This is a genomic window from Marinobacter sp. LV10R510-11A (assembly GCF_900215155.1).
In the GTDB taxonomy this organism is placed as follows: Bacteria; Pseudomonadota; Gammaproteobacteria; order Pseudomonadales; family Oleiphilaceae; genus Marinobacter.
Window position 1 is genome coordinate 3617820 of record NZ_LT907980.1, and the last position, 24374, is coordinate 3642193.

The following is a 24374-nucleotide window of genomic DNA, read 5'->3' on the forward strand; positions in this document are numbered from 1 at the left end:
GTACTCTAACCGCAGGCTTATATCAACCGCAGGCTTATATCTTCATTAAGAGGTGATTATGAAGGCGACGATTCGCCAAGGATTACAGACACTGCTGATGCTGTTCGCAGTGGCGCTTTCTTTTTCGGTTCAGGCTGAGCGCAAACTGCTCGACCAAGTGGTTGCCATTGTTGATGACGATGTAATCCTCCAGACCGAGCTGGAAGCAAGAATTAGCACTATTGCTGGGCGGCTTAGTGCCCAGGGCACCGGCTTGCCGCCGCGCCGCCTTCTTGAAGAGCGAGTTCTGGAGCAGCTGATCACCGAATCCGTCCAGCTGCAGATGGCAGAAAAGATGGGTATGCGCATCAGCGATAACGAGCTGAACGAAACGCTGGTTAACATTGCGGATCGTAATGGCCTGAGCCTGCCTGAGTTTGAAAATCAACTGGTCGCTGAGGGCGTAAGCTACCGTCAGGCTAGGGAACAAATTCGACAGGAAATGATCACCGGCCGGGTGCAGCAGCGCCAAGTCGGCAATCGTGTTCGCGTAACGGAGCGCGAGGTTGAAAACTACGTGCAGGCGCTGGAGACTGGCGGTGGCAACGATGCGGAATACCGCCTTGCCTATATTTTTATCGAACTGGAGAGCCCATCGGATGATGCTTCGGTGGATGCAACCCGTGAAAAAGCAGAAGAACTCCGTGCTGCTATTTTGGACGGCCGCGATTTTCGTGAGGTAGCGGTTGCTGAATCCGACGCCAGCAACGCCCTTGAGGGCGGTGATATGGGTTGGCGCAGCGAGCGCCAGTTGCCGTCACTGGTTGCGCCGGTTGTGCCAGCGCTGGAAGTTGGCAAGCCTTCGGATGTTCTGGAGAACAATAGCGGCTTCCACATGGTCATGGTGATGGACAAGCGCGGCGGTTCGCAGACGCAGGTCATTCAGCAGAACCGGGTGCGCCATATTCTAATAAGGCCTTCTGAAGCGATGACGGATACTGAGGCCGAAACCACCATTCGCGACCTTTATCAGCAGATTCAGGACGGCGCTGATTTTGCCGTGCTGGCACGTGAGTTTTCTGACGATCCAGTATCCGGCTCCGACGGTGGCAACCTTGGCTGGGTAAGCCCGGGCCAAATGGTGCCAGGGTTTGAGCAGGCCATGCAGGAGGCGGGTGTAGGTGAGCTCAAAGGGCCGCTCCGCTCCCAGTTTGGTTGGCACATTCTTCAGGTTGAAGAGCGCCGCCAGAAGGACGTCAGTGGTGACGTGAAGCAAGCAGAGGCGCGCCAAGCGATCTATCAGCGTAAGTTCGAAACTGAATTGCAGAATTGGCTTCGGGAAATTCGTGATGAAGCCTTCATCGAGTTTAAAGGCGAGTATGCGGATGAGCCTGCTGAAGATGTTGAAGGTAACTCAGAGGAAGGCGCAGAATAATGCGTGAGTCGGTTATTCTCGCCCTGACTGCGGGAGAGCCCGCAGGCATAGGCCCCGAGCTTTGTCTGCAGCTCGCCGCTGAGAAGCGCGATAGTGCTGTGGTGGTTGTTGCGAGCCAGCCATTGCTGGAGGATCGGGCCAGATTGCTGGGCCTCGACGTTACGCTGCACCCCTGGCAACCGGGCATGGCGCCGAGAAAAGGTGCGGGCGAGCTTTCTGTATTGCACGTTGGGGGTTGTGTATCCCTTCAGGCGGGTAAACTTGATACGGCCAACAGCCGTTATGTGTTGGAAACCCTCACGGTTGCTGCCAATGGCTGCCTTGAGGGTGACTTTGCCGGCATGGTCACGGCGCCGGTTCATAAAGGCGTTATCAACGAAGCGGGTATTGAGTTCAGCGGCCACACCGAGTTCCTGCAAGAGCTCTGCGGCGTGGAACGGGTGGTCATGATGCTGGCCACAGAAGAGTTGCGGGTTGCGTTGGTAACAACTCACTTACCCCTAAAAGACGTGCCTGCTGCGATTACGCCAGAACGGCTGACTCAGGTCGCCACCATACTGGATGCCGACCTGAAGACGTTTTTCGGCATTGAGCAGCCAAGAATTCTTGTGGCTGGCCTGAACCCCCATGCTGGTGAGGGCGGCCATTTGGGCCGGGAAGAAGTTGAGGTAATAGAGCCCACGCTTGAAAAGCTTCGTGCGGATGGTTTGCAGATGGTCGGCCCGCTACCGGCAGATACGCTGTTTACGCCGCACTGGCTTGACGATGCGGACGCCGTCTTGGCCATGTATCACGATCAGGGGCTACCGGTACTTAAATTCCAGGGCTTTGGTCGTGCGGTGAACATCACCCTTGGTTTGCCCATTGTGCGCACATCCGTGGATCACGGTACGGCTTTGGATCTTGCCGGTACCGGCAAGGCCGACGCCGGCAGCCTGCACACCGCCATTCGAGTGGGCGAGCAAATGGCGCGCTGTCTCAAAGCTGTTAACCGCAAAGCCCCCAATAATCGCAAAGCCACAAATAAAGAGAATTTTGAGTGAGTAAAAAAGCCGGCTATCAGGCCAGGAAACGATTTGGGCAGAACTTCCTTCACGATCCGGGCGTGATTGAGCGCATCGTTCGCGCCATTCACCCTAAGCCGGACGATGCCATTGTGGAAATCGGCCCCGGCCTTGGTGCCATTACCGAAGAGATCCTGGCCGTTAATCCTAGGCTTCAGGTGGTGGAGCTGGATCGCGACCTGATTCCTATATTGCGCACTAAGTTTTTTAACTACCCAGAATTCCGTATCCACCAAGCCGACGCGCTGAAGTTTGATTACAGCCAGCTTACAGACGGAAAACCCCTGCGCATTGTTGGTAACTTGCCTTATAACATTTCCACGCCGCTGATCTTTCATCTGCTAGCTCAGACGGGCGTCGTGCAAGACATGCACTTCATGCTGCAGAAAGAAGTGGTGCAGCGGATGGCAGCGGTATCGGGCGACAACAACTATGGTCGACTAGGTATCATGACCCAGTATTTCTGCAAGGTTCAGCCATTGTTTGAAGTGGGCCCTGGCGCTTTCCGGCCGTCTCCTAAAGTTGATTCTGCCATCGTGCGCCTGGTTCCCCACATTGAGTTCCCGCACCCGGCGAAGGATCTAGGCACGTTGCAGGCTGTAGTAAGAACCGCGTTTAACGCGCGCCGAAAAACTCTGCGCAAAGCATTGGGTAGCTTGGTGACTGTTGATCAGCTTCATACTCTGGGCATTAACGATGGCCTGCGACCGGAAAACCTCAGCCTGGCAGACTACGTGAGCATCGCGGACATGCTCGTAGCTGAGAAAGGCAGTGTGAAGGGCACCGAGCAAGGCGGCGAAGGCAGTAACGGGGGCAGCAATGACTGATTACGCCATAGGCGACATTCAGGGTTGTTACGATAGCTTGAAGGATGTGCTGGCCAAGGTAGATTTTTCGCCTTCTCGGGATCGATTGTGGGTGGCCGGTGATTTGATTAACCGGGGGCCGTCATCCCTAAAAACCCTGCGCTACATTGAAAGCCTAGGCGATTCGGCCGTTGTGGTTTTGGGTAATCACGATCTGCACTTTTTGGCTGTGGCTCTTGGTGGTCATGCGCTAAAGCGCAAGGATACGCTGGCAGACATACTGAACGCCCCGGATCGCGATAAGCTGGTGAACTGGCTGCGCCAGCAGAACCTGTGTGTGCATGACTCTAAGCGCAACCTAATCATGGTCCATGCGGGGCTTCCGCATATCTGGAGCCTTGAACAGGCACTTGCTAATGCCCGGGAAGTGGAAAAGGTGATTCGCGGGAACAGCGCCCCGGAATATTTTGCGCAGATGTACGGCAATAAGCCCGAGTGCTGGGGCGAAAACCTCACAGGTATGGATCGCTGGCGGGTTATCACCAATTACTTCACTCGTATGCGTTTTATTGCCAGCGATGGCAGGCTTGAACTCACGGCGAAAGACTCCTCAGGCACCGCGCCTAAGGGCTTCGCTCCTTGGTTCGAGTTCCCCCGCACCGATGATCTGCGAGTGGTTTTCGGGCACTGGGCGGCTATTGAAGGCAAGACAGGTGTTGAACGATTCATCGGCTTGGATACCGGCTGTGTGTGGGGTGGTGCGCTCACGATGATGAACTTGGACACCGCAGAGAAGATCCACTGTGACTGCTGAATCCGCAAGATTGTCCGCGCCCGGCCTAATGCGTCTGCCTATCATTTTTGGCGCTTTCTTCGCCCTTACTGCTGTTATGGCGGGAGCTTTTGGGGCTCACGGGCTGCGAAACCTGGTGAGTGAACGTAGCCTAGAAGTGTTTCAAACGGCCGCTGCCTACCAGATGTATCACGCCATTGCGCTGGTACTGATTGCCCTGTTGTCTGGCTTTGGGCTTTCACGGCGTTTGCTGTCGCTATCCGCCGGGTTCTTTCTTGCGGGTATTCTGCTGTTCAGTGGCAGCTTGTATACACTGGTGCTGACAGATATGCGCTGGGTCGGCGCGATTACGCCCTTGGGCGGCTTATGCTTTATGATTGGATGGGCGTTACTGCTGACGGCTGGCGTACGCCAGCAAACGAATTAAGACAGAGGTTAAAACGCTATGCAGGTTCAGGTAAATGGTGAAGCCATGGAGCTTCCTGCTGGGGCCACGGTTGCCGCATTGGTGGAAAAAATGGCTCTCACGGGCAAGCGGTTGGCGGTGGAAATTAACGAAGACATAGTGCCCCGCAGCCAGCACCCAAAATTTGTCCTGAATGACGGCGATCGCATTGAAGTCGTACGCGCTATCGGCGGCGGCTAACGTTCGTTTGGCCAAGCAGAGATCTGGCCGCGATATACCCGTTTCAAGCATTTCATTGTCACGCTCTACCAACCCGGAAACACCATGACCGAGAAACCAGAGACCCAGTTACCCGAAGACAAGCCCCTTGAAATTGCGGGCCGCATTTACCAGTCGCGGTTGCTCGTGGGCACGGGTAAGTACCAAGATCTGACGGAAACCGGCCACGCGATCGAAATGAGTGGCGCAGAAATTGTGACCGTAGCCGTTCGCCGCACCAATCTGGGGCAGAACCCCGACGAGCCCAATCTTCTGGACGTAATCTCTCCGGAACACTACACCATACTGCCCAACACGGCTGGTTGCTTTACCGCCAAAGACGCAGTGCGCACCTGTAAACTGGCGCGAGAGCTGCTCGACGGCCGCGATCTGGTCAAACTGGAAGTGCTGGGCGAAGACAAAACCCTTTACCCAAACATGCTTGAGACCCTAGTAGCCGCTGAGGAGCTTATTAAAGACGGCTTCAAAGTAATGGTCTACTGCTCCGACGACCCCTTGTTGGCCATGCGCCTTGAAGAGATGGGCTGCATCGCCATCATGCCGCTGGGCGCTCCGATTGGCTCCGGCCTGGGCATTCAGAACCGCTACAACATCCGGCAGATCATCGAAAACGCCAAGGTGCCCGTGCTGGTGGATGCCGGTGTTGGCACCGCATCCGATGCCACCATCGCCATGGAGCTGGGCTGTGATGGCGTGCTAATGAACAGCGCCATCGCCCACGCGAAAGACCCGATTAAAATGGCCAACGCCATGCGCCTGGCCATTGAAGCCGGGCGGGAATCGTATCTCGCAGGGCGGATGCCAAAAAAGCTCTACGCAAGCGCGTCGTCGCCCCTTGATGGCACCTTCTTCTGATTCTGATTCAGATTCTGATTCAAATTCTGATTAAGAGCGCTGTAGTATTGCCATGACCGATCAGAAACCAAGTCGCAGAGAGACCATTCTTCACGCCCTTCTGGAACTCCTGGAAAACGATCCGGGGGCCAGAATCACCACCTCTGTTCTCGCCAAATCTGTTGGCGTGACCGAGGCGGCGTTGTACCGTCACTTCCCCAGTAAACGGAAGATGTTTGAAGCGCTTCTAGAGTTTGCGGAGGAGGCTGTTTTTTCCCGCTGTCAGGTGATTCTTCAAGAGCAGGAGGATGTGCGGGTGCGATTGCAGCAGCTGGCGCATCTGGTACTTGTGTTCGCCGAGCGCAATCCGGGGTTGTGTTGTGTTCTTACGGGTGATGCTCTGGTGGGCGAAAACGAAGCCTTGCGTAAGCGGGCCTCTCAGTTCTTTGAGCGTCTGGAAACCCAGGTGCGGCAAACATTGAAAGAAGGCGAGATCCGCCAGGGTTTGCGGCCTCGCACCAGTGCTACCCGGGGTGCGGATTTTGTACTGGTGTTCATGGAAGGCCGGATTCAGCGGTTTATCCGCTCGTCGTTTTCCCGGTTGCCCTCCACAGACTTTGACGAAAGCTGGGGGTTGGTTGCTGAGGCTGTTTGGTCGTAGTTCGGTGGTTTTCTTCTTTGTAGCCTGATTTTTTGGGCGGTTTGGCGGTGCAGGGCGGGGCTTTTCCGGAACCGCTACAAGCACGTCCGTGTGCGCTTGACTCCGGCCATCCCTGGCCTCCGACATTCCGGAAAAGCCCAACCTGTGACCGCCTCAAAACTAGAAGGCTACAGGAACAAAAGCACCCAAGTTTCAATCATACCCTGAGGCCGAACGGAGAATCTGGCGAACAGGTTCCCAGATGGCGGGCGCTGAAATCAGTATATCGCGGCCCCAGAGGTCGGCAGGGTACCCGTCGGGAACCTCACTGAAGTGTCCGGCTGTCGCGCCTGCTTCCAAGGCGATCAGGCGGGCGGCGGCGAAATCCCAAGGGCTGACGTTTTCGTAGTAGATATCCAATCGACCGCAGGCTACCCAGCAGATATCCAGCGCGGCAGAGCCGATGCGGCGCAGGTCGCGGCATTGATGAATCATCGCATCTAGACGGCCTATCAATGGGGCCAGATTGTCCTTGGTGTAGGGAAAGCCGGTGGCAAACAGCGAGTCTCTGGGAACGGTAGCGCCGCTGTGGCGAATGGGGTTGTCGTTGAGTGTGGCGCCTTCGCCCCGGGTGGCGCGGAAGGTTTCACCGGGGAAGGGCGCGTGTACCACGCCGGCCTGCACCCGGCCGTTTTCAGCGTAGGCAATAGACACCGCAACCTGCGGGTGACCGTAGGCGTAGTTTACCGTGCCATCGATGGGGTCGACGATCCAAAGAGGTGTGTCGAGGTTCTCGGCCTGGCTGAGATCCGGCATGGTTTCCTCGGACAGAATACGGTGATGGGGAAAGCGCTTACGAATGGCGTCGGTGATGAATTCATCGGCCATGATATCGGCGTGGGTGACCAGTTCAGTCTGTTGTTTGTAGCCGGTGCGCAGTGTGTTGTTATCGCGCTCTCGACGAATGAGCTCTCCGGCCTCTCGGGCCAGATCTTCTGTGAAGTCGGTAATGCCCCGCAGGGAAACAGAATCAGACATGGCGCCCCCTTTTACGTTTTCTCTAAAGAGTTACGGCGCCAGTCTACCATGGCTGGGTTACAGGCTGTTCAGCCACGCCTCCATCTTGTCCATCGCCTTCACCAAGCGCGGGCCTGCCTGCTCGACAAAGTCATCAGCCAACTCCTGATCGGCATAGTCTCCGCCGGCCAGTTTCAGGGCCGCGGCACCGTCGAAATCCACGAACGCCAAGCGCGCGGCCAGATGGTCCGGCACAAAGCCAAAGTCGCTGGCTGGCAGAATGGCAACGCCCGTGCTTTCCAGTAACGACTGGCAAAACGCTTGGCTGGTTTTGATGTCTTTTCTGGTGAGTTGGTCACGGAAGGCCGAGAAATCCGGGAACAGATAAAACGCGCCTTCTGGCTTCTGCACAACCGCACCCATCTCGCTCAAGCGGCGATGCATGTATTCGCCAATCACTTTAAGCACGCGGCGGGACTGCTTGAGGTACTCGTCTATGTCGTCACCACCATCAAACGCAGTAATCCCTGCATGCTGTATGGGCGCGCTGGTGGCCGTGTAGGTTTCGCTGGCGATGATGGCCATGGCGTCCTGCAGGGGGCGCAGTTCTTTTGGGAAAATGAAGGTGCCCAAGCGCCAGCCGCCAGCACCCGCCCACTTGCTCAAGCCGGTGCTGATAATGGTGCCCTCTGGGTAGTAGCGTGCAATCGATTTATGCTTACCTTCGAAGTGTACTTCCCCGTAAATCTCATCAGAAAGCAGGATCAGCTTGTACTTGCGGGCCACGTTGGCAATGGCGAGCAGCTGGTCGTCAGTGTAGGTGCAACCGGTGGGGTTGGACGGGTAGTTGAGAATCAGAATGCGCGGGCGGGAAACGTCGTCCCGACAAACGATGTCCAGCTCTTCTGCTGTTAGCTGCCAGTTGTTATCGGCGTGGGTGGGCAGCCAATGTACCGAGCGGCCAATAATACGTGCCTGGGGCGCGTAGGAGACCCAGCTTGGCCGCGGAATGAGCAGGTCGCCGTAGTAGGCCAGCTGAAGAATGAACAGCAGCTCCTTGGAGCCAGGGCCAATCAGTACGTCTTCCCACGTGCTCCGCATACGCTCACTACGGTTGATGTAGCCCGAAATGGATTCACGCAGACTTTTGAGGCCCTTAACGGGCAGGTAGTCTTTTTCGTGGGCGTGCTCTCTCAGCGCACCCACGACACGTTCAGGAACAGGGAAGGGCGATTGCCCAAGCCCGAGTTTGATAATGTCCTTGCCCTCAGATTTAAGCTGGTTGCTGAGCTCGTTGATTCTTAGGGTGGCAGAGGGCTGGATGCCCCGAACGTTCAGGTTGATTGCAAAGCGCTGGTCGTTATGGATATCCATTGTTCCGGTCTATTTGTTGAGAGTGGCCGGAACAGTATAGGAAACCCCAACATATTTTTGGGCATTATGCGGATAAGTGAATGCCGAAGTATCTGAGGTGGTGCAGGGCGCAACCATGCTCCGGAATTCAGGGGAACCGGTGCGGATCCAAGTCCATATGCAGTATTCGGGGGCCAAGCATGATGACCCTACCGCCGTAGCGCTCTTCACCGGTGGAGGTAAAATCAAACATGAAGCGACGCCACACGCGAAACTGGCCTTGGTCATCCCGCTTGCACCAGATGCCCCGCAGATAGATGGCGTCATCAAGCAGCATGACGTCCATAGTTTTGCAATAGCGGTGGGCAGCCCGGAGGACAGAGTCCTTAATGGCTTTGGCGCGCCACCAGTACCAGATGGTAAAGGCTGAAACAAACAGCCAGAACAGCGTTCCCAGAGTCATGATAACAACACGATAGCGACGATCTTCCAAAAGAAATATCAGGTCAGAGCGTAAGACTACCCTATTGTGAGGCATCGAGGAATCAATGCGCCGGGTTAACTCCAGCTATTGAATGAATCCGTATGCGGTCAGGTTTTTTAACCAATAAAAAACCCGGCTCACCATAAAGCGAGCCGGGTTTTGAGGTTTGCCGGTTATCCGTTATGAGTTTACGGGTACCGGTTTTGAGGCTTCATCTTGCTCTTCTTTCCCTTCGTTGAGATCACGAGCCAACAGGATATAGAACGCTGGCAGTACGAAGACGGTGAACAGAGTGCCAATGCCCAGACCGGCACTGATAGTCAGGCCAATAGCAAAACGGCTTTCTGCACCTGGGCCAGCTGCCAGCAGCAGCGGCACCATGGCAAAGATAAGTGCCAATGACGTCATTATGATCGGCCGTAGACGAATGGCGGCGGCCTCAATAACGGCCTCCAATTTGTTCATTCCTTTGTCTTTCTGTAGCTGGTTGGCAAATTCCACGATCAGTATGCCGTTCTTGGATACTACCCCGATCAGTGTAATCAGACCTACCTGCGTATAGATGTTCATAGTCGCAAAGCCAAGCACGATAAATGCCATTGCACCGGCCACCGACATGGGAACCGAAATCAGAATGATAAACGGATCCCGCCAGCTTTCGAACTGAGCAGCAAGTACCAGATAGATAACCAGCAAAGACAGGAAGAACGTGACTATCAAGGCGCTGCCCTGGTTTGCCAGTTGCCGGCTCTGCCCGGTGTAATCGAAGGTGAAGCCCTGTGGGAACACCTCGCCTGCGGCCTGCTCCATGAAGTCCATGGCGGTACCCGCCGCTACACCTGGCATAACCACCCCTTGCAGGGTGAGGGAGTTCTGCTGGTTAAACTGTGTGCGGCTTGAGGGTTCCACATCACGGCTGAAGCTCACGACGCTGCCGAGCGGAACCAGGGTGCCCTCGCCTGTGCGGATGTAGTAATCGTTCAGCGCCTGTTCATCTAGCCGGAACTTCTGATCCACCTGCGGGATTACCTGATAGGAGCGGCCTTCCATGCTGAAGCGGTTAATGTAACCACCGCCGAGCATGCTGGAAAGTGACTGCCCCACGTCCTGCATGGAGAGCCCGAGATCAGCGACCCGATCGCGATCCACTTCGATGCGGGTAACCGGGCGGTCGAAGTTGATAGACTTTTGCAGGAACATGAAGTTACCGCTGCCCATCGCCTTGCCCAGTAACTCCTCAGCCACCTGATCGAGCTGCTCGTAGTCGTTACCCGTCGTGATCACGAACTGGAACGGCAGGCCGCCCCCTGAGCCGGGAAGCGCCGGCTGTGGGAACACGGCGGTCTGCAGGCCCGTTACTTTTTTGAGCTCGGCATCCAGCAGAGGCTGAGCCTCAAACTGGGTAATCTTTCGCTCACTCCAGGGTGCCATTTTAAAACCGCCGAATACGGCGTTGGGAGCGGTGATACCGACGATCATGAAATCTTCGGCGTAGCCGGGTACGGAGGCTATGCGCTCTTGAACTTCGTCCCCATGCTCCAGAAGATAATCCAGAGTGGACGTCTGGGGGCCGAGACCCTGATAGAACAAAATGCCCTGATCTTCTGTGGGCGCCAGTTCGTTCTGGCTCATCGTCGCCATAAAGTAGATGGAGCCCAGTACGACGAGCGCAAAAAACACCACCACGGATTTGGTTTGCATCAATGAGACGAGCGCGGCTTTATAGCCCGAAGCAATGCCGCTGAACACGCGCTCAACCAGGCTCTCAAATTTACCCGGGTTGCCATGGGGTTTGAGGACCTTGGCCGACAGCATTGGCGAAAGCGTAAGTGCAACAATGCCCGAGATCACCACTGTGCCAGCCAGAGTAAATGCAAACTCGGTAAATAGGGAGCCAACCAGCCCGCCCATAAACCCGATGGGGGCATAGACCGCCACCAGCGTTGTGGTCATGGCAATAATCGGCACCGCCATTTCCCGTGCGCCGTGCAACGCTGCATCAATCCGCGACTCGCCTTGCTCAATGTGTCGGTGTACGTTCTCCACCATGATGATGGCATCGTCTACCACCAGCCCTATAGCCAGTACCATGGATAGCAGCGTAAGGAGGTTCAGGGAGAACCCGAACATCAGCATGATGAAGGCACCGCCAATCAGCGACAGCGGAACCGCAACAGAGGGCACAATGGAAGCGCGGATAGAGCCCAGGCAAAGGAACACCACCACGAGCACGATGCCCATAGCTTCAAGCAGGGTGAAGATAACCTCATTTATGGAGTCCTCAATAAAGTCTGAGGCATCGTAGGCAAGCCGAACGTTCAGATCGCCCGGCAGCTGGCTTTCGATATCCGGAAGATCGCCTTTGACCAAGCCTGCTACCGTGAGCGGGTTAGCACCGGGTGCCAGCTCGATCGCGACATAAGTTGCCGGCTGGCCCTTGTAAAGCGCCAGTGCGCTGTAGGTTTCTGACCCCAGTTCCACCCGCGCAATATCCTGAAGCCGGATCTGGGTTCCGTTAGCCTGCTTGACCACAAGGTTGCGGAAGTCGTCGGGGTCCGCCACATCGGTATCACTGGTCATGCTGATTTCAGTGTAGGTACCTTTGGTATTACCGACAGCAGCCTGGTAGTTGTTGGCGCGCAGCTTGGCCACCACCTCCGTAGGCGTCATATCGACTGCGGCCAGGCGCTCCGGATCCAGCCAGACCCGCAAGGCAAATTTACGACCAAGCAATTGTGCTTTACCAACTCCGGGCAGAGCCTGAAGCCTGGGCTGTACCACTCGGGTCAGGTAGTCGGTAATTTGTGGCACAGCCATGTCTGCGCTGTAGAAAGCAATGTACATCAGCGCCGTTGAGTCCCCGGTGGTCGAGGTGATCACGGGGTCCTGGGCGTCGGCTGGAAGAACATTGCGCTGGCTGGCGACTTTTGCCTGTATTTCGGCCAGCGCCGCGTTTGCGTCGTAGTTCAGTACCATCTTGGCTTCAATGGTCGACGCGCCCTGCGAACTGGTAGATGTCAGGTAGTCGATGCCGCTGGCTTCTGCGATAGCCTGCTGCAGGGGGGTGGTGATAAAGCCTTTGATCAGATCTGAACTGGCGCCCGGATAGGCCGTTGTGACCGTAACCGTGGTGTTTTCGAGCTCCGGGTATTGCCGGATCTCCATTTCCATGGCTGCACGGGCACCGAGCAACAGGATAAGAAGGCTGACCACCGTTGCCAGTACGGGACGATGGATGAAAATGTCGGTGAATCGCATTACTCAGATGCCTCCTGGGGCTGCTTTTCTTCGTCCCTGTCGTCATCTTGAATCACGACCTTCTGGCCGGCACGGAGTCTCAGCAATCCTTTGGAAACTACCTGTTCATCTGCTTCAAGGCCGGAAGTAATTGCAACCCGGGGATCCCTAGTTTCACCAGTCTCAACAGAGCGGCGGCTGACGATCAGATCACCTTCGTCGTTTTCTTCCACAATAAACACGAAGTCCCCGTAAGTGTTATAGGAAATCGCGGTGCGTGGAATGGTAACCACTTCGTCGTCTTTGGGCTGAATAGTGAGGATGGTCGCAAACATGCCAGGGCGCAAAAGGTTGTCTGGGTTATCCAGAGTGGCGCGAACGCGCACGGTACGGGTTTCCGGGTTTACAGAGGTGTTGATGGCGCTGACCTTACCCTCAAATTCCTGCTCGGGAACAGCTGCAACGGTAGCGACGACAGAATAGTCCCTGGCAACATGTTGCAGGTTTTTCTCGGACAGGGTGTAGTCGACGTAGATTGGGTTGAGCATATTAACTTCAACAATCGGCGTACCTGTGGCGATGTACTCGCCTCGATCCACCATGCGAATACCCAAGGTGCCGTCAAAGGGCGCACGGATTACTTTTTTGCTTAACTGAGCATCTGCCTCATTTACACGGGCTTCGGCGGCGTCGAAATTCGCCTTAGATTGGTCATACTGAGACTGGGATACGGCACGCTTTGGCAACAGATCAGAGATGCGCTTGAACTCCTGCTCTGCCAGGTGAGCTTCTGCCTTGCGAGTGCGCACAGCCGCTTCATCAATGGCGGTGTTCAGGCGGATGAGGATGTCGCCCTGCTTAACAGTATCACCGGATTCAAAGTTAATACTTTCAATAACACCGGGAACCTCATTGGCCACTTCAATGCCATTAACAGCCTTGATGCTGCCCACGGCCTTAATGGAAGGCGTCCAGCTTTCTGTGCGGGCAATGGTGGCTGAGATTTCCACAGGCGGCTGGGGCTTGGACAGCATTTCTTCCATTTGGCCGAATTGGTAAAACTTGTAGCCGAAGATGCCGCCAAGCACCACGCCAAGGAAAATAATTGCGATCAGGAAGCGGGAAGCAGTGCGCATAGTTCAGGTCCTGGGGATCTCTGGTTGCATAACAACAGACTGTTTGGGGGCGGAAATTAGTGATTCACGAGAATACATAGCATCCTACAAAATTCAAGGTGCAGTTGTCACCGGTTAGTAGGTATTTTTGGCTAGCATTGTCGCTACGTTGAGTGACAGAATTACGATCTTTCAGCAGCAAAGGATCAATCATGCATTGGATACTGGGGATCGCGCTGACGGCAATCGTCTTTGTGGTTCTGAAACATTGGGGCGGATTGTCGGCGGAAAAGAAGAAAGCTGCAACCTGGAAGCTCGTACTTATTGCCGGCGGCGTTATGCTGCTCGTGATGGTATTGACCGGCCGAGTGCACGTGCTGACTGCTGCAATAGCTGCATTGATTCCGCTGTTGCGTAAACTGCCGGGGCTTGTTCGGTTCCTCCCGGCGCTGAACCGCCTTTTTACGGGCAAGGATAATGCGGAGCCGGGTAGCGGAGCCGGGTCGAATTCGGAGCAAGCCGGGGCTGGTCAGGCACAGGGCCATGGCATGACTGAGCGAGAGGCCTGCGAAATACTGGGTGTGACCGCGGCGTGCTCAAGAGAAGACATAGTTATGTCACACCGCCGCCTGATGCAGAAACTGCACCCGGATAGGGGCGGGAGTGATTACCTGGCCGCCAAAATCAACGAGGCGAAGAGTGTGTTGATTCGAACTAGGGCGTAAGCCTCAGTGTACAACCTCGACTTTTACCTCGAAACTCCGGTTGTCTGACCGGCTGCTCTTAACGCTGTAGGCAATACCTGACTGCTTGCTGGTGGATTGGGTTGAAGTGCTGCCTAGAGACACCCACTGGCCCGGCTCCACTCTGCGAACCGTGACCAGCGCTTGAGTGTCATACCCTTCAAGCTCTGCGGGATCCGCTTCAAAAGAGGTAATGTTCAGTTCTATAGCGCGGTCTGAAATAACCTGCGGACTGACAACAAACCCGCTGCGAGTTTCTATCTGCTCAAAAATGGCCGCCGGGTTTCTGCCTCCACGTACTGCAAAGGGTAACGTTCGCACCTGGCCCGAGGTGATGTGAGCAGATTGCCCATCCATAACCACTAGGCTTCGCTCTTGGGAGCCACCGGTGCTTGTAACCCGGCGCTCCACGGTTACGCCAAGGTTGTTTCGTGTTGTGGTTACTCCGCCGCCGGAGCGTTTGCCGCCGATATCTTCCGTGGATCGCACGGAGATGCGGAGCTGGGCTTGAGCTACGTCGAGGGTTTCAATTAAAGTGCCGATTTCATCCAGCAGTTGCTGATTGCCGCGCACCACAAGCTGCTGCCCCTGGGCAGTGATTGATACAGGCTCACCTTGATACAACTCCCGCACTTGGCTGGCCACATCGTCACCCGGCCGGTTGTTAAGCTGGTAGGCTCGGGACTCAGCGTGTGCAGAACCGGTACCGGAGCTGAGTGCCAGCACGAGCATAAAGAAGAACAAAGTGGTGCAATTCCGTAGGTTCAATGTCATTTCTGGCTCCCTTTTACCCGAAAATTATTCGAAAAATCCGGTTTGTTTGCTAAATAATCCGGTTTACGGGTTGCCAAGTTGAAAACCCAGGGGGTATATTGGTAAGCATGAAGACGACACAAGCGCTCTGTCAATTGAATGTTCTGCAAGCTTTCGGCCAAAAACCGATGGTGGCAGTCGCGGCTGTGTTTTGCTGGTGGTTTGGTTATGGCTTTTACTTTAGCCAGCGTCAGGGCCGCCCATAGCATCTTCAAAAAACGAACAACGAGGATGGCAGCCCGGCGAAAAACCAGGCTGCCATCGGACTCAGAAAGCCCCGACTGGTAGCCCAGCCGGGGCTTTTTTGATTCTGATGCAGGGAAACGGGAACACAGATATGAACATGCCTTTGAAAACAGCCGGAGAAGACCAGATGATTAGCTCCGCGGTCACGCATCGGCTGGAAACCGCACTGCCAACGCCGGCTGAACTACGGGCGCGTTTGCCTGTCGAAGAACAGCTAGCCGAGCAGGTAGACAAGCACCGGCAAGCTGTTCGAAGCATTCTGCACGGTACCGATAATCGCACCCTACTGGTGGTCGGGCCCTGCTCAATTCATGACGAAGTTGCTGCGCTGGAGTATGGCGAAAAGCTCAAAGCGTTGGCGGATGCGGTCAGCGATAAGTTTCTTATTGTTATGCGCGCCTACGTGGAAAAGCCGAGAACAACCGTAGGCTGGAAGGGTTTGCTGTACGATCCTGAGCGCACAGGGGCCGGTGATATTAACGAGGGCTTGCTACGTTCACGTCGTTTGCTTCTGAACCTGGCCGAGATGGGTCTGCCGCTGGCCACCGAGGCATTGAGCCCCTTTGCTATGGATTACATGGGTGATCTGGTGAGTTGGACAGCCATCGGCGCCCGCACCACCGAATCCCAGATTCACCGTGAGGTGGTCAGTGGCCTGCCCATGCCTGCGGGGTTCAAGAACGGTACCGATGGCGGAATCAGTGTTGCTATTAATGCCATGAAGTCGGGAGCTCACCCGCATCATCACTTGGGCGTTTCCAGCCATGGCTCGCCGGTCATGGTCAGCACTCGGGGCAATCCGGACACCCATCTAGTGTTGCGTGGCGGTCGGGGGATTACCAATTATGACGAAGCGAGTACTCAGCATGCCGCGCATAGCCTGTCTGAAGCAGGGCTGTGCGCTGCCATTATGGTGGACTGTAGTCACGACAATGCCTGTAAGCAGGTTGAGCGACAGATAGACATCGCCCGTGAAGTGATGCGCCAGAAACGGGCAGGTAGCGCGAGCATTCGCGGGCTCATGCTGGAGAGTTTTCTTGAGGCTGGCCGGCAGGACGACGGTGATGATTTGCGCTACGGCTGCTCTATTACCGACCCGTGCTTAAGTTGGGATCAGACTGAGGCTCTGCTCCGCTCACTTTAGAGAGCAGGAGGCTGCCCCGCCAATAGGCGACGAGCGCTACCCATAACTCTGTCCAGCCAGTAACTGTTCATATGCAAGACTCTCTGTATATTGGGTTTACGGATAAAGGCTTATGGATAAGAACGCAAAGATTGTCAGAATCTATGTAGACCTGTCAGCTTACATTCAGTTGCCAGTTTTTACGTGGCATGTGAAATAACCCTGATCTGGAGACTACTTTATGGAAAAGCGCGAAGTCGACGTTGCCATTATCGGTGCTGGGACGGCAGGGATGGTGGCTTATCAGCGGGTACGAAAGGTCACAGACAAGGTCGTGTTGATAGAAGGTGGCCAGTACGGTACTACCTGCGCCAGAGTGGGCTGTATGCCCAGCAAGCTGCTGATTGCGGCTGCAAATAATGCGTATCAAATGTCGCAGGGGGAGCTATTCGGAGTGTCCGCCGGCGGCATATCAGTGGATGGAAAGCGGGTTATGGAGCGGGTGCGCTCGGAGCGTGATCGCTTTGTGGATTCCGTTATTCGCTCGGTAGAGAAGTTCCCCGAAGAGCATCGTATCAAGGGATACGCACGCTTCACCGGCCCTAACCGGCTCGTCATCGACAATGAAACTGAAATTCACGCGCAGCGAATTATTATCGCAACCGGTGCTCGCCCCAATATCCCGGGCTTTCTGAAAGAAGCGAAAGATCGCCTTATTGTTAATGACGACATCTTTGAGTGGCAGGATCTTCCCGAATCGGTGGTTGTTTTTGGGCCCGGCGTGATCGGGCTTGAGCTTGGTCAGGCGCTCAGCCGCCTTGGTGTTCGGGTGAGAATGTTTGGTGTGGGGGGCGCCGTTGGGCCAATCCAGGATGATAGCATTCGTGAGTATGCCTTAAAGCGTTTCAATGAAGAGTTTCCCCTTGATCCAGAGGGTGACGTAAAGCGGGTTGAACGGGTTGAGGATGGCGTTGCCGTCACTTTCACTGATGGCACTGCCGGTGAAAAGACCGAAACATTCGAGTATTTGCTCGCGGCCACTGGGCGCCGGCCCAATGTTGACGGCTTGGATATCCAAAATGCGGAGATTGAGCTGAACGATAAAGGCATGCCGGTGTTCGACCCGCATACACTGCGCTGCGGCCAGAGCCATATCTTCATTGCCGGCGATGCCAACAACGATTTGCCACTGTTGCACGAAGCCGCCGACGAGGGGCGGATTGCCGGGAATAACGCGGCGTCTTACCCAGAAGTTAGAGCCGGTAAGAGGAGTATCCCCCTTGCCGTTGTGTTTACCGACCCCCAGATAGCTAGTGTAGGGCTTACGATTGATGAAGTGGATAAGCACTGCGCTGGCCGCTTCGCCGTGGGCGAGGTGTCGTTTGAAGATCAGGGCCGCAGCCGAGTGCTCGGCAAAAACAGTGGTCTGCTGAGGGTTTACGGTGAGCATGGCAGTGGGTTGTTCATGGGGGCTGAAATGTTTGGCCCGGCGGCCGAGCACATAGCTCACTTGTTAGCTTGGTCTGCACAGCGTCGGTTAACGGTCAGCGAAATGCTGGAAATGCCGTTTTATCATCCGGTGATTGAAGAAGGGTTGAGAACGGCACTGAAAGACCTAAACCGTAATCTCAACATAGGGCCGGTTCCGGAAGAAGACTGCACCGACTGTGGGCCGGGTGTATAACCTCTGATCTGTCTATTTAACAGCCACAAAGGAGACGTGTAATGGGTAAAAACTTTATTGGTCTGGATACGCAGAAAACGGTAAAACTGGCCGATTCTCTTAACGATCTACTGTCCAACTATCAGATTTTTTACATGAACGTGCGTGGTTATCACTGGAACATCAAGGGTGATAATTTCTTTGAGCTTCATGTGAAATTTGAAGAGCTTTATGATGATCTTCTGCTCAAGATTGATGAGGTTGCAGAGCGTGTTCTAACACTGGGGCATCGCCCGGCTCATGCGTACAGCACTTATATTCAGCGTTCAGAAGTGCCTGAGCAGAAAGACGTTTCTGATGGCAAGCAGGCCATGGAAAACATTCTCGAAAGCTTTGCTAAACTCATTGGTAAGCAGCGCGAGCTGCTGAGCCTTGCGGGCAATGCGGAAGATGAAGGTACCGTTGCGCTGATGAGCGATTACATTTCCCAGCAGGAAAAAACGGTTTGGATGTATCGTAGCTACTTGGGCCATTAAACTTGGCCGAGTGCTAGTATCTGGCGGCCAGTTGGTCGCCATTTTTTTACCTACACAAAATGCCCAATGCTACGAGTTTGCGGCCAAGGGTGTCACTTCCTGGTGCAGGAACCATTTTTCAGTCACCACCTTTCGCGTAAACCAGTGCGACCGCATCAACGTGCTCGCCAGCGGCATTCTGATCCAGTCGGGCACCTGAAAGCCTTCCTCGGCTTCAGCTCTGCGGTGGCCAAAGCGCTCAGCAATGGCGTCACCGTATGCCTGTAGGGAAACAGCAGAGAAATCCGGTGCCTGTCGAATCACATCCGCTGCCAGCAATGCGGATTCGATGGCTGGGCGAATACCTTCGCCGCTTTGGGTATAGGCGAGCCCGGCGGCATCACCAATCAGCAGCAGGCCATCGTCTACCAGCGGTCGTTCGGCGTGACCATAGAGCAAGTAGGCGTGACCTTTGAAGCGACTAGGCAGATCTGCCGGAAGCCGGCCGGTGGATTTCATGGTCTCCACAAAATCCTGCAAGTGTGTGGTTAGCTTATGGTTGTCTTCCCGCCCAAGGCCAACGTTTAGGTAGTTGCCCTTGCGAAACACCCAGGCATAGCCTTTGAGATCTCGGCAAAACCAGAGCTCCGGCGTGTCTCCTCGGGCTTCACAGGTTCTTGCCTGTTCTTGCGTCATTTCGAATTCGACTTCCTTAGCAGCCACAACGGTTTCATGGCTTCCCGGCCCATCACCGATCAGCTTGGCAACCGGGCAGAAGTGTCCGCCGGCACCAATCAGCAGTGGCGCTGACCAGGTATCGTTAATCAACCAATTACCGTCTTTTCGCGTAATATTTTTGACCGGAGTGGCAAGTTGCCTGGGGGTGTCTGTGCGCTCCAGCAGGTAGTCGTCAAATTCACAGCGCCGGATGCCGTAACTGACCACGCTACCATGGTCATTTTCAACCGCCGGTTGCCCCATCATGCCGATTCGGAAGCGCCGTATGGGTTGAAGCGTGCGGCCAACGCCGTATTCGGCGAGGTCAATGCCCAGGGTTTCCATAACCGTGGGCGTTACCCAGCCTGCGCAGGTCTTATCCCGAGGGAAATCCTGTTTGTCGATTAATAGGGCCCGCTTGCCGCTACCTTCAAGAGCTTTGGCCAAGGTGGATCCTGCCGGGCCGGCCCCGACGATAATCAGATCGTCAGTTTCCATGTCCGGTAACCTCACGTGTTTTCGGGCGCAGCGGGAAAGGTGTAGAGATCCTGCCGCGTTGCAGGCAGCAGGTTGTTGTCGCCGTGGGTGAATACAACCTGAAAGAGTTGCAGAGATCCTGCCCGGAAGGCGGCTAAGGAGCCGGCCAGATACATGCGCCAGGCTCGGGTAAAATGCTTGTCGTACATCTCAGAAATCGCCTCTCCCTCCGCGTCAAAACGCTCCATCCACGCGCTCAGGGTGCGGGCATAATGCAGCCGAAGGTTTTCCACATCGAGAACCGAAAAATCACCGTCCTCGCATAACGCCATTAGCTCTCCGATGCTGGGAGGGTAAGCGCCCGGGAAAATGCGCTTTTCAATCCAGGCGTTCATCAGCATGGGCCGGTTGCGGCCAATACTGTGAATCAGCGCTATACCGTTCGGCTTCAGTGAGCGCCTGATCAGTTTTGATAGAGCGTGGAAGTTCTCCTTGCCAACATGCTCCAGCATGCCCACCGAAACAAAGGCATCGTACTGGCCGCGAATGTTGCGGTAATCGTCCTCAACATACTCGATCAATTTGTCCAGCCCCTGTTCTTGGGCCTGCTCCCGCGCGTAGGCAACCTGTTCCCGAGAGATATTGTAAGCGCGTACGGTGACCCCATAATTTCGCGCCATGTAACGCGCCAGCCCGCCCCAACCACTGCCGGCTTCAACCACTGTCATACCGGGCTTGAGCCTGAGCTTTCTGCACACGTGCTCAAGCTTTGCCAGCTGTGCCTGCTCTAAGCTCAAGTCAGGCCGTTCGTAATAGGCGCAGGTGTACTGCATTTCAGCCTGGTCGAGCCAGAGCCGGTAGAAATTGTTACCAAGGTCGTAATGATGGTGAATGTTCTCGCGCGCCTCAGATAGGCCAGTTGATCGGGGCGTATGGTTGCGCCACAGAGCTTCGAGCCATCGCGGCCATTTTTGGCGGGCCTGATGAATCGTTCGGTAGAGCGCTTCCATCAGGTCGGGCAGGTCGCCTTCTATATCCAGACGACCGGCGCTGTAAAGATCGCCAAACGCCAGATTAGGGTTGGTGACTAGCGCGTAAAGTGCTTTTGGATCGGCGAGATGCAAGGTAAACCGGGCGGGTTTTCCAACGGGCTCAATCACGTCGCCGTTCCATAGCCGGAAGCGAATCGGGGGAGACCCGGCCATACGCATCAGCTTGGCCACAAGCCAGCGCTCATAGGTATGAGGCGCTCGGTCTACGTGGGTATCCTGCAAAGGAAGGCTAAGGATATGGGATTTATCGATCTGTGCATTGAGCCCGGTGCTCTTGGGGCCTCCTTGGGTACTTTTCTGGGCACTATTTTGGGCACTATTCTGCTCCACGGATTCTGCTCCCCTTTTTTAATCTAACATTGCTGTCCAGGTTGTCGGCTGTGCGCCAAGGCTTGTCCCGAATACCCGTCTGAGAACTCCCGGTTGTCAGTTTAGTATAGGAGATGTCCAGCTTTTGTCAGGTTAGTACGACGAGCTCATACCGAACCACTCAGGGAAAATCACAATCAGCGCCAGTACAAACACCTGCAGGAGGATGAACGGCAGCACCCCCTTGTAGATGTCGATCGTTCGCACTTGCGGTGGTGCGACCCCCCTCAGGTAGAACAGAGAGAACCCGAAAGGTGGGGTCAGGAAGCTCGTTTGCAGGTTCATAGCGATAAGAATGGCAAACCAGAGCATGTTGATGCCCAGGGCTTCGGCCACCGGCGCCAGAATGGGCACGATGATGAAGGAGATTTCGACAAAATCGATGAAGAAACCCAGCACCATAATGACCAGCATGGCCAGAATGATAAAGCCCCATTTATCGCCAGGTAGCGACAGCATCCACTCTTCCAGCAAGTAGTCGCCACCGGTGTAGCTGAAGACCATGGAGAAGGCGGTTGCGCCGATCAGGATGGCGAACACCATGGCTGTCACTTTGACCGTATCTTTCGAGGCATCCCAAACCATCTTGAATGAGAATTGACGGTAAATGATGGCCAGAACAATCGCGCCGACACCGCCCAATGCTGAGGATTCTGTGGGTGTGGCAATGCCAGCAAAAATCGACCCAAGCACAATCACGATCAGTGCCAGCGGCGGGATGATCGCCAGCAGCGCATTCATCACTTCTTTTTTACGGGAAATGCTGTTGTCCGGCGGCATGGCCGGAGCCGTCTCGGGCTTGAAGCGGGTCATGATCAGGATATAGACAATATAGAGCCCGATAAGAACCACGCCCGGCCCGACGGCGGCCCGGAACAGATCGCCGACTGGAAGCCCGAGCACATCGCCCAGAATAATCAGAATGATCGACGGGGGAACAATCTGGCCCAGCGTACCCGCTGCGCAGATGGTGCCAGCGGCCAGGCGCTTGTCGTAGTTGTGAGCCAGCATGACCGGCAGCGAAATCAGGCCCATCGCCACCACACTGGCGCCTACAACGCCGGTGGAGGCTGCGAGCAGGGCGCCCACCAGAATGGTAGAGATGGCCAGACCGCCGGGCAGGCCGCCAAACAGACGGCCCATGGAAGTCAGAAGCTGCTCCGCCAGGCGGGTGCGCTGCAGGACAACGCCCATGAAAATAAACAGAGGAACGGCCATCAGAACGGTATTCTGCATAACGCTCATGATGCGATAGGGCATGAAGGCGAACAGATCCATGCCTTCTGCAAACACACCAAAAAACAAAGCAAGGCCGCCAAAGGTGAAAGCGACAGGGAAGCCCAGCATCAGCATGAAGAGGGCGACGAGGAACATAATCATGCCGATCATGCGAGTCCCCCTCCGCCGTTCTCGCCTTCATACTGTTTTTCGCCAGACATGACGCGAAGGGCGAATGTTGCCATGTTGAGGCCCGCGATGGCGATAAAAAACGCTGAGACTGGAATCACGGCTTTGATAATCCAGCGATAGGGCAGGCCACCCGGATCACCGCTGCCCTCACCCAGACTGTAGGAGTCCAGCGCGAAATCGTAGCCGTAAAGGCCGATCAGATAGGCGAATGGCACCACAAAGAGCAGGGCGCCGGTCAGGTTCACCCATGCCTTGGTTTTGTTGCTCCAGAGTGTATAAAGCACGTCAACACGCACATGGCCGTCAGTGCGTAGCGCATAGGGGATGCCGAACAGGAATACCACTGAGTAAAGATGCCACTCCATTTCCTGCATGCCGATGGATACTTCATTGAATGCGTAACGGGCAACAACGTCGTAAAAAACGTTACCGGCCATCAGCAGCATCGCGACACAGGCAACCCAGCCGCAGAAATTGGACAGGCGCGCCAGGCCCTCGTCCAGCTTTATGATCCACTGCATTCGTAATCCTCCGCCAGGGGCTGGCGATTTTACTATTGCTAAAAACAACAAAACCGGGGTCGCTCTCAGAGCGAACCCGGCTCCATTACAACCTGTATCTTACTCCACTGTGCCCATAGTGTTTAAGTATGCGCGCTCAGAAATGTCTGTGTAAGCGCGTGAATCCTTCAGATAGTCTTCCTGGGACTTAATAATCTTCGCCGCGAGCTCGTCACCGGTCGCCGCCTCTTTCAGCAGCTTCTTGTTAGCCTTGTACATGGCCTGGAACACTTCGTCCGGGAAATTCTTGATCTGAACGTTCGGATACTCTTGCTTGATGCTTGCCCAGGCCTTGGCGTTCTCATGCTGAGACTGGATCAGCATGTCATAGGCTGCGGTGCGCATGGAGATCCGCAGGATTTCCTGAAGGTCTGCCGGCAGCTTCTCCCAGACTTTCTCATTGACCAGGAACTGTAGCTCGGTCGCAGGCTCGTGCCAGCCAGTGTAGTAGTAGTCAGCAATCTGCTGGAACCCCAGACGCAGGTCCAACGCCGGACCAACCCACTCAACAGCATCGATGGTGTTCCGCTCAAGCGCTGTGTAAAGCTCGCCCGGAGCGATGTTGGTCGGACTTACGCCCACCTCGGCAAAGACCTCACCCGCGAAGCCCGGAATCCGCATCTTCAGGCCCTGCAGATCCTCAACAGATTTGATTTCCTTTCGGAACCAGCCGCCCATCTGGACGCCGGTATTGCCGCCCGGGAAGGACTTCAGTCCGTAGGGCTCATACACTTCCTGCATCAGCTCCATACCGTCGCCGTAGTAGAACCAGGCGTACTGCTCAAGAGCCGTCATGCCGAAGGGCATGCTGGTGAAAAACAGGGTGTTGGGTACTTTGCCTTTCCAGTAGTAGGAGGCGGAATGACCCATGTCATACTGTCCGGCCCTTACCATATCAAATACGCCCAGCGGGGCCTTGTGCTTGTTAGCGGAATCAATCCGGATTTTCAGGCGGCCATTGGACATTTTCTCGGCCATGGCAGCCATGTTTTTCGTAGTGTCACCAAAAATCGGGAAGTTAGGCCCCCAGGTTTCTGCCAGCGTGAGGGTAAATGTGTCCTGAGCCAGTGCCTGCGTCGAGGCAAAAGTGGCTGCCACGGCAAGGATCGCCGCAGAGAAAACGGAACGGATCTTCATTGCTCTTGTATCCTTTTGTCATTGTTTTTGATCGAGCAAGGCTTTCTTGAGGAAGCCTTAAAACCGGTTCACATTAGCAAGTATTTTGACCCAGCGAAATAGAAAAC

At 55.3% G+C, this 24374-nt stretch carries 23 protein-coding genes; 12 read left to right on the top strand and 11 right to left on the bottom strand.

Annotation, left to right across the window (positions count from 1 at the left end; all coding sequences use genetic code 11):
- The first annotated feature begins 58 nt into the window (after positions 1 to 58).
- The 8 genes from CPH80_RS17410 to slmA all read left to right on the top strand — a co-directional run bounded on the left by CPH80_RS17410 (position 59) and on the right by slmA (position 6257).
- Positions 59 to 1414 carry a peptidylprolyl isomerase gene (locus CPH80_RS17410; RefSeq protein WP_096279826.1) on the top strand — a complete coding sequence of 452 codons (1356 nt, stop codon included), beginning with the start codon at positions 59 to 61 and terminating at the stop codon, positions 1412 to 1414.
- A complete protein-coding gene (gene pdxA / locus CPH80_RS17415; protein WP_096279828.1) occupies positions 1414 to 2457 on the top strand; it encodes a 4-hydroxythreonine-4-phosphate dehydrogenase PdxA in 1044 nt (347 codons plus the stop codon). Before CPH80_RS17410 ends, pdxA begins: the two co-directional genes overlap by 1 nt.
- Positions 2454 to 3305: a 16S rRNA (adenine(1518)-N(6)/adenine(1519)-N(6))-dimethyltransferase RsmA gene (gene rsmA, locus CPH80_RS17420; protein ID WP_096279830.1), complete on the top strand. Its 852-nt coding sequence runs from the start codon at positions 2454 to 2456 to the stop codon at positions 3303 to 3305. The genes pdxA and rsmA overlap by 4 nt, the downstream gene beginning before the upstream one ends.
- Positions 3298 to 4098, top strand: coding sequence for a symmetrical bis(5'-nucleosyl)-tetraphosphatase (locus CPH80_RS17425; RefSeq protein WP_096279832.1), 801 nt, complete (start codon positions 3298 to 3300; stop codon positions 4096 to 4098). Before rsmA ends, CPH80_RS17425 begins: the two co-directional genes overlap by 8 nt.
- A gap of 28 nt (positions 4099 to 4126) precedes the next feature.
- Positions 4127 to 4504: a DUF423 domain-containing protein gene (locus tag CPH80_RS17430; protein ID WP_172898658.1), complete on the top strand. Its 378-nt coding sequence runs from the start codon at positions 4127 to 4129 to the stop codon at positions 4502 to 4504.
- 18 nt (positions 4505 to 4522) lie between these two features.
- Positions 4523 to 4723, top strand: coding sequence for a sulfur carrier protein ThiS (gene thiS / locus CPH80_RS17435; protein WP_096279834.1), 201 nt, complete (start codon positions 4523 to 4525; stop codon positions 4721 to 4723).
- A gap of 84 nt (positions 4724 to 4807) precedes the next feature.
- The gene (locus CPH80_RS17440) at positions 4808 to 5617 is read left to right on the top strand and encodes a thiazole synthase (RefSeq protein WP_096279836.1); all 810 of its coding nucleotides are present in this window, start codon (positions 4808 to 4810) and stop codon (positions 5615 to 5617) included.
- 52 nt (positions 5618 to 5669) lie between these two features.
- On the top strand, positions 5670 to 6257 hold the full coding sequence (gene slmA / locus CPH80_RS17445) for a nucleoid occlusion factor SlmA (protein WP_096279838.1): 588 nt from the start codon (positions 5670 to 5672) through the stop codon (positions 6255 to 6257).
- 192 nt (positions 6258 to 6449) lie between these two features.
- On the opposite strand, the gene CPH80_RS17450 is transcribed toward slmA, so the two are convergent.
- From CPH80_RS17450 to CPH80_RS17470, 5 genes are all read right to left on the bottom strand, one after another.
- On the bottom strand, positions 6450 to 7274 hold the full coding sequence (locus CPH80_RS17450; protein ID WP_096279840.1) for an inositol monophosphatase family protein: 825 nt from the start codon (positions 7272 to 7274) through the stop codon (positions 6450 to 6452).
- A gap of 57 nt (positions 7275 to 7331) precedes the next feature.
- Entirely contained in the window at positions 7332 to 8627 is a 1296-nt protein-coding gene (locus tag CPH80_RS17455; RefSeq protein WP_096279841.1) for a pyridoxal phosphate-dependent aminotransferase, read from the bottom strand.
- 127 nt (positions 8628 to 8754) lie between these two features.
- Positions 8755 to 9069, bottom strand: a complete 315-nt coding sequence (locus CPH80_RS17460) for a DUF3301 domain-containing protein (protein ID WP_096281738.1) — start codon at positions 9067 to 9069, stop codon at positions 8755 to 8757.
- A 201-nt stretch (positions 9070 to 9270) separates the two neighbouring features.
- A complete protein-coding gene (locus tag CPH80_RS17465; RefSeq protein WP_096279843.1) occupies positions 9271 to 12348 on the bottom strand; it encodes an efflux RND transporter permease subunit in 3078 nt (1025 codons plus the stop codon).
- On the bottom strand, positions 12348 to 13463 hold the full coding sequence (locus tag CPH80_RS17470; protein WP_096279845.1) for an efflux RND transporter periplasmic adaptor subunit: 1116 nt from the start codon (positions 13461 to 13463) through the stop codon (positions 12348 to 12350). Before CPH80_RS17470 ends, CPH80_RS17465 begins: the two co-directional genes overlap by 1 nt.
- A gap of 191 nt (positions 13464 to 13654) precedes the next feature.
- Here CPH80_RS17470 and CPH80_RS17475 point away from each other — a divergent pair, with 191 nt between their 5' ends.
- Positions 13655 to 14167, top strand: a complete 513-nt coding sequence (locus CPH80_RS17475) for a molecular chaperone DnaJ (protein WP_096279847.1) — start codon at positions 13655 to 13657, stop codon at positions 14165 to 14167.
- Between the two features lie 3 nt (positions 14168 to 14170).
- Here CPH80_RS17475 and CPH80_RS17480 read toward each other — a convergent pair whose 3' ends face one another.
- Positions 14171 to 14959, bottom strand: coding sequence for a secretin N-terminal domain-containing protein (locus CPH80_RS17480; RefSeq protein WP_157746914.1), 789 nt, complete (start codon positions 14957 to 14959; stop codon positions 14171 to 14173).
- A 376-nt stretch (positions 14960 to 15335) separates the two neighbouring features.
- On the opposite strand from CPH80_RS17480, the gene CPH80_RS17490 reads away from it, so the two are divergent.
- From CPH80_RS17490 to CPH80_RS17500, 3 genes are all read left to right on the top strand, one after another.
- Positions 15336 to 16388, top strand: coding sequence for a 3-deoxy-7-phosphoheptulonate synthase (locus CPH80_RS17490; protein ID WP_096279851.1), 1053 nt, complete (start codon positions 15336 to 15338; stop codon positions 16386 to 16388).
- Between the two features lie 220 nt (positions 16389 to 16608).
- Complete coding sequence (locus tag CPH80_RS17495) at positions 16609 to 18051, top strand: dihydrolipoyl dehydrogenase (RefSeq protein WP_096279852.1); 1443 nt, start codon at positions 16609 to 16611, stop codon at positions 18049 to 18051.
- 41 nt (positions 18052 to 18092) lie between these two features.
- Complete coding sequence (locus CPH80_RS17500) at positions 18093 to 18566, top strand: Dps family protein (RefSeq protein ID WP_096279854.1); 474 nt, start codon at positions 18093 to 18095, stop codon at positions 18564 to 18566.
- A gap of 69 nt (positions 18567 to 18635) precedes the next feature.
- On the opposite strand, the gene CPH80_RS17505 is transcribed toward CPH80_RS17500, so the two are convergent.
- The 5 genes from CPH80_RS17505 to CPH80_RS17525 all read right to left on the bottom strand — a co-directional run bounded on the left by CPH80_RS17505 (position 18636) and on the right by CPH80_RS17525 (position 24267).
- A complete protein-coding gene (locus CPH80_RS17505; protein WP_096279856.1) occupies positions 18636 to 19760 on the bottom strand; it encodes an NAD(P)/FAD-dependent oxidoreductase in 1125 nt (374 codons plus the stop codon).
- An 11-nt stretch (positions 19761 to 19771) separates the two neighbouring features.
- A complete protein-coding gene (locus CPH80_RS17510) occupies positions 19772 to 21043 on the bottom strand; it encodes an SAM-dependent methyltransferase (protein ID WP_096281742.1) in 1272 nt (423 codons plus the stop codon).
- Between the two features lie 210 nt (positions 21044 to 21253).
- A complete protein-coding gene (locus tag CPH80_RS17515; protein ID WP_096279858.1) occupies positions 21254 to 22549 on the bottom strand; it encodes a TRAP transporter large permease in 1296 nt (431 codons plus the stop codon).
- Complete coding sequence (locus CPH80_RS17520; protein ID WP_096279860.1) at positions 22546 to 23091, bottom strand: TRAP transporter small permease subunit; 546 nt, start codon at positions 23089 to 23091, stop codon at positions 22546 to 22548. The genes CPH80_RS17515 and CPH80_RS17520 overlap by 4 nt, the downstream gene beginning before the upstream one ends.
- Before the next feature lie 99 nt (positions 23092 to 23190).
- Complete coding sequence (locus CPH80_RS17525; RefSeq protein WP_096279862.1) at positions 23191 to 24267, bottom strand: TRAP transporter substrate-binding protein; 1077 nt, start codon at positions 24265 to 24267, stop codon at positions 23191 to 23193.
- Positions 24268 to 24374: the final 107 nt, after the last annotated feature.

Excerpts from the sequence above, each read along its gene's own strand:
- CPH80_RS17505 (WP_096279856.1), bottom strand. The coding sequence starts at position 19,760 with ATGGAAACTGACGATCTGATTATCGTCGGGGCCGGCCCGGCAGGATCC.
- CPH80_RS17475 (WP_096279847.1), top strand. The coding sequence starts at position 13,655 with ATGCATTGGATACTGGGGATCGCGCTGACGGCAATCGTCTTTGTGGTT.
- pdxA (WP_096279828.1), top strand. The coding sequence starts at position 1,414 with ATGCGTGAGTCGGTTATTCTCGCCCTGACTGCGGGAGAGCCCGCAGGC.
- CPH80_RS17425 (WP_096279832.1), top strand. The coding sequence starts at position 3,298 with ATGACTGATTACGCCATAGGCGACATTCAGGGTTGTTACGATAGCTTG.
- CPH80_RS17525 (WP_096279862.1), bottom strand. The coding sequence starts at position 24,267 with ATGAAGATCCGTTCCGTTTTCTCTGCGGCGATCCTTGCCGTGGCAGCC.
- CPH80_RS17500 (WP_096279854.1), top strand. The coding sequence starts at position 18,093 with ATGGGTAAAAACTTTATTGGTCTGGATACGCAGAAAACGGTAAAACTG.
- CPH80_RS17520 (WP_096279860.1), bottom strand. The coding sequence starts at position 23,091 with ATGCAGTGGATCATAAAGCTGGACGAGGGCCTGGCGCGCCTGTCCAAT.
- CPH80_RS17470 (WP_096279845.1), bottom strand. The coding sequence starts at position 13,463 with ATGCGCACTGCTTCCCGCTTCCTGATCGCAATTATTTTCCTTGGCGTG.
- CPH80_RS17440 (WP_096279836.1), top strand. The coding sequence starts at position 4,808 with ATGACCGAGAAACCAGAGACCCAGTTACCCGAAGACAAGCCCCTTGAA.
- CPH80_RS17480 (WP_157746914.1), bottom strand. The coding sequence starts at position 14,959 with ATGACATTGAACCTACGGAATTGCACCACTTTGTTCTTCTTTATGCTC.
- CPH80_RS17430 (WP_172898658.1), top strand. The coding sequence starts at position 4,127 with ATGCGTCTGCCTATCATTTTTGGCGCTTTCTTCGCCCTTACTGCTGTT.
- thiS (WP_096279834.1), top strand. The coding sequence starts at position 4,523 with ATGCAGGTTCAGGTAAATGGTGAAGCCATGGAGCTTCCTGCTGGGGCC.
- CPH80_RS17460 (WP_096281738.1), bottom strand. The coding sequence starts at position 9,069 with ATGACTCTGGGAACGCTGTTCTGGCTGTTTGTTTCAGCCTTTACCATC.
- CPH80_RS17495 (WP_096279852.1), top strand. The coding sequence starts at position 16,609 with ATGGAAAAGCGCGAAGTCGACGTTGCCATTATCGGTGCTGGGACGGCA.
- CPH80_RS17490 (WP_096279851.1), top strand. The coding sequence starts at position 15,336 with ATGAACATGCCTTTGAAAACAGCCGGAGAAGACCAGATGATTAGCTCC.
- CPH80_RS17465 (WP_096279843.1), bottom strand. The coding sequence starts at position 12,348 with ATGCGATTCACCGACATTTTCATCCATCGTCCCGTACTGGCAACGGTG.
- CPH80_RS17455 (WP_096279841.1), bottom strand. The coding sequence starts at position 8,627 with ATGGATATCCATAACGACCAGCGCTTTGCAATCAACCTGAACGTTCGG.
- CPH80_RS17450 (WP_096279840.1), bottom strand. The coding sequence starts at position 7,274 with ATGTCTGATTCTGTTTCCCTGCGGGGCATTACCGACTTCACAGAAGAT.
- CPH80_RS17410 (WP_096279826.1), top strand. The coding sequence starts at position 59 with ATGAAGGCGACGATTCGCCAAGGATTACAGACACTGCTGATGCTGTTC.
- CPH80_RS17515 (WP_096279858.1), bottom strand. The coding sequence starts at position 22,549 with ATGATCGGCATGATTATGTTCCTCGTCGCCCTCTTCATGCTGATGCTG.
- slmA (WP_096279838.1), top strand. The coding sequence starts at position 5,670 with ATGACCGATCAGAAACCAAGTCGCAGAGAGACCATTCTTCACGCCCTT.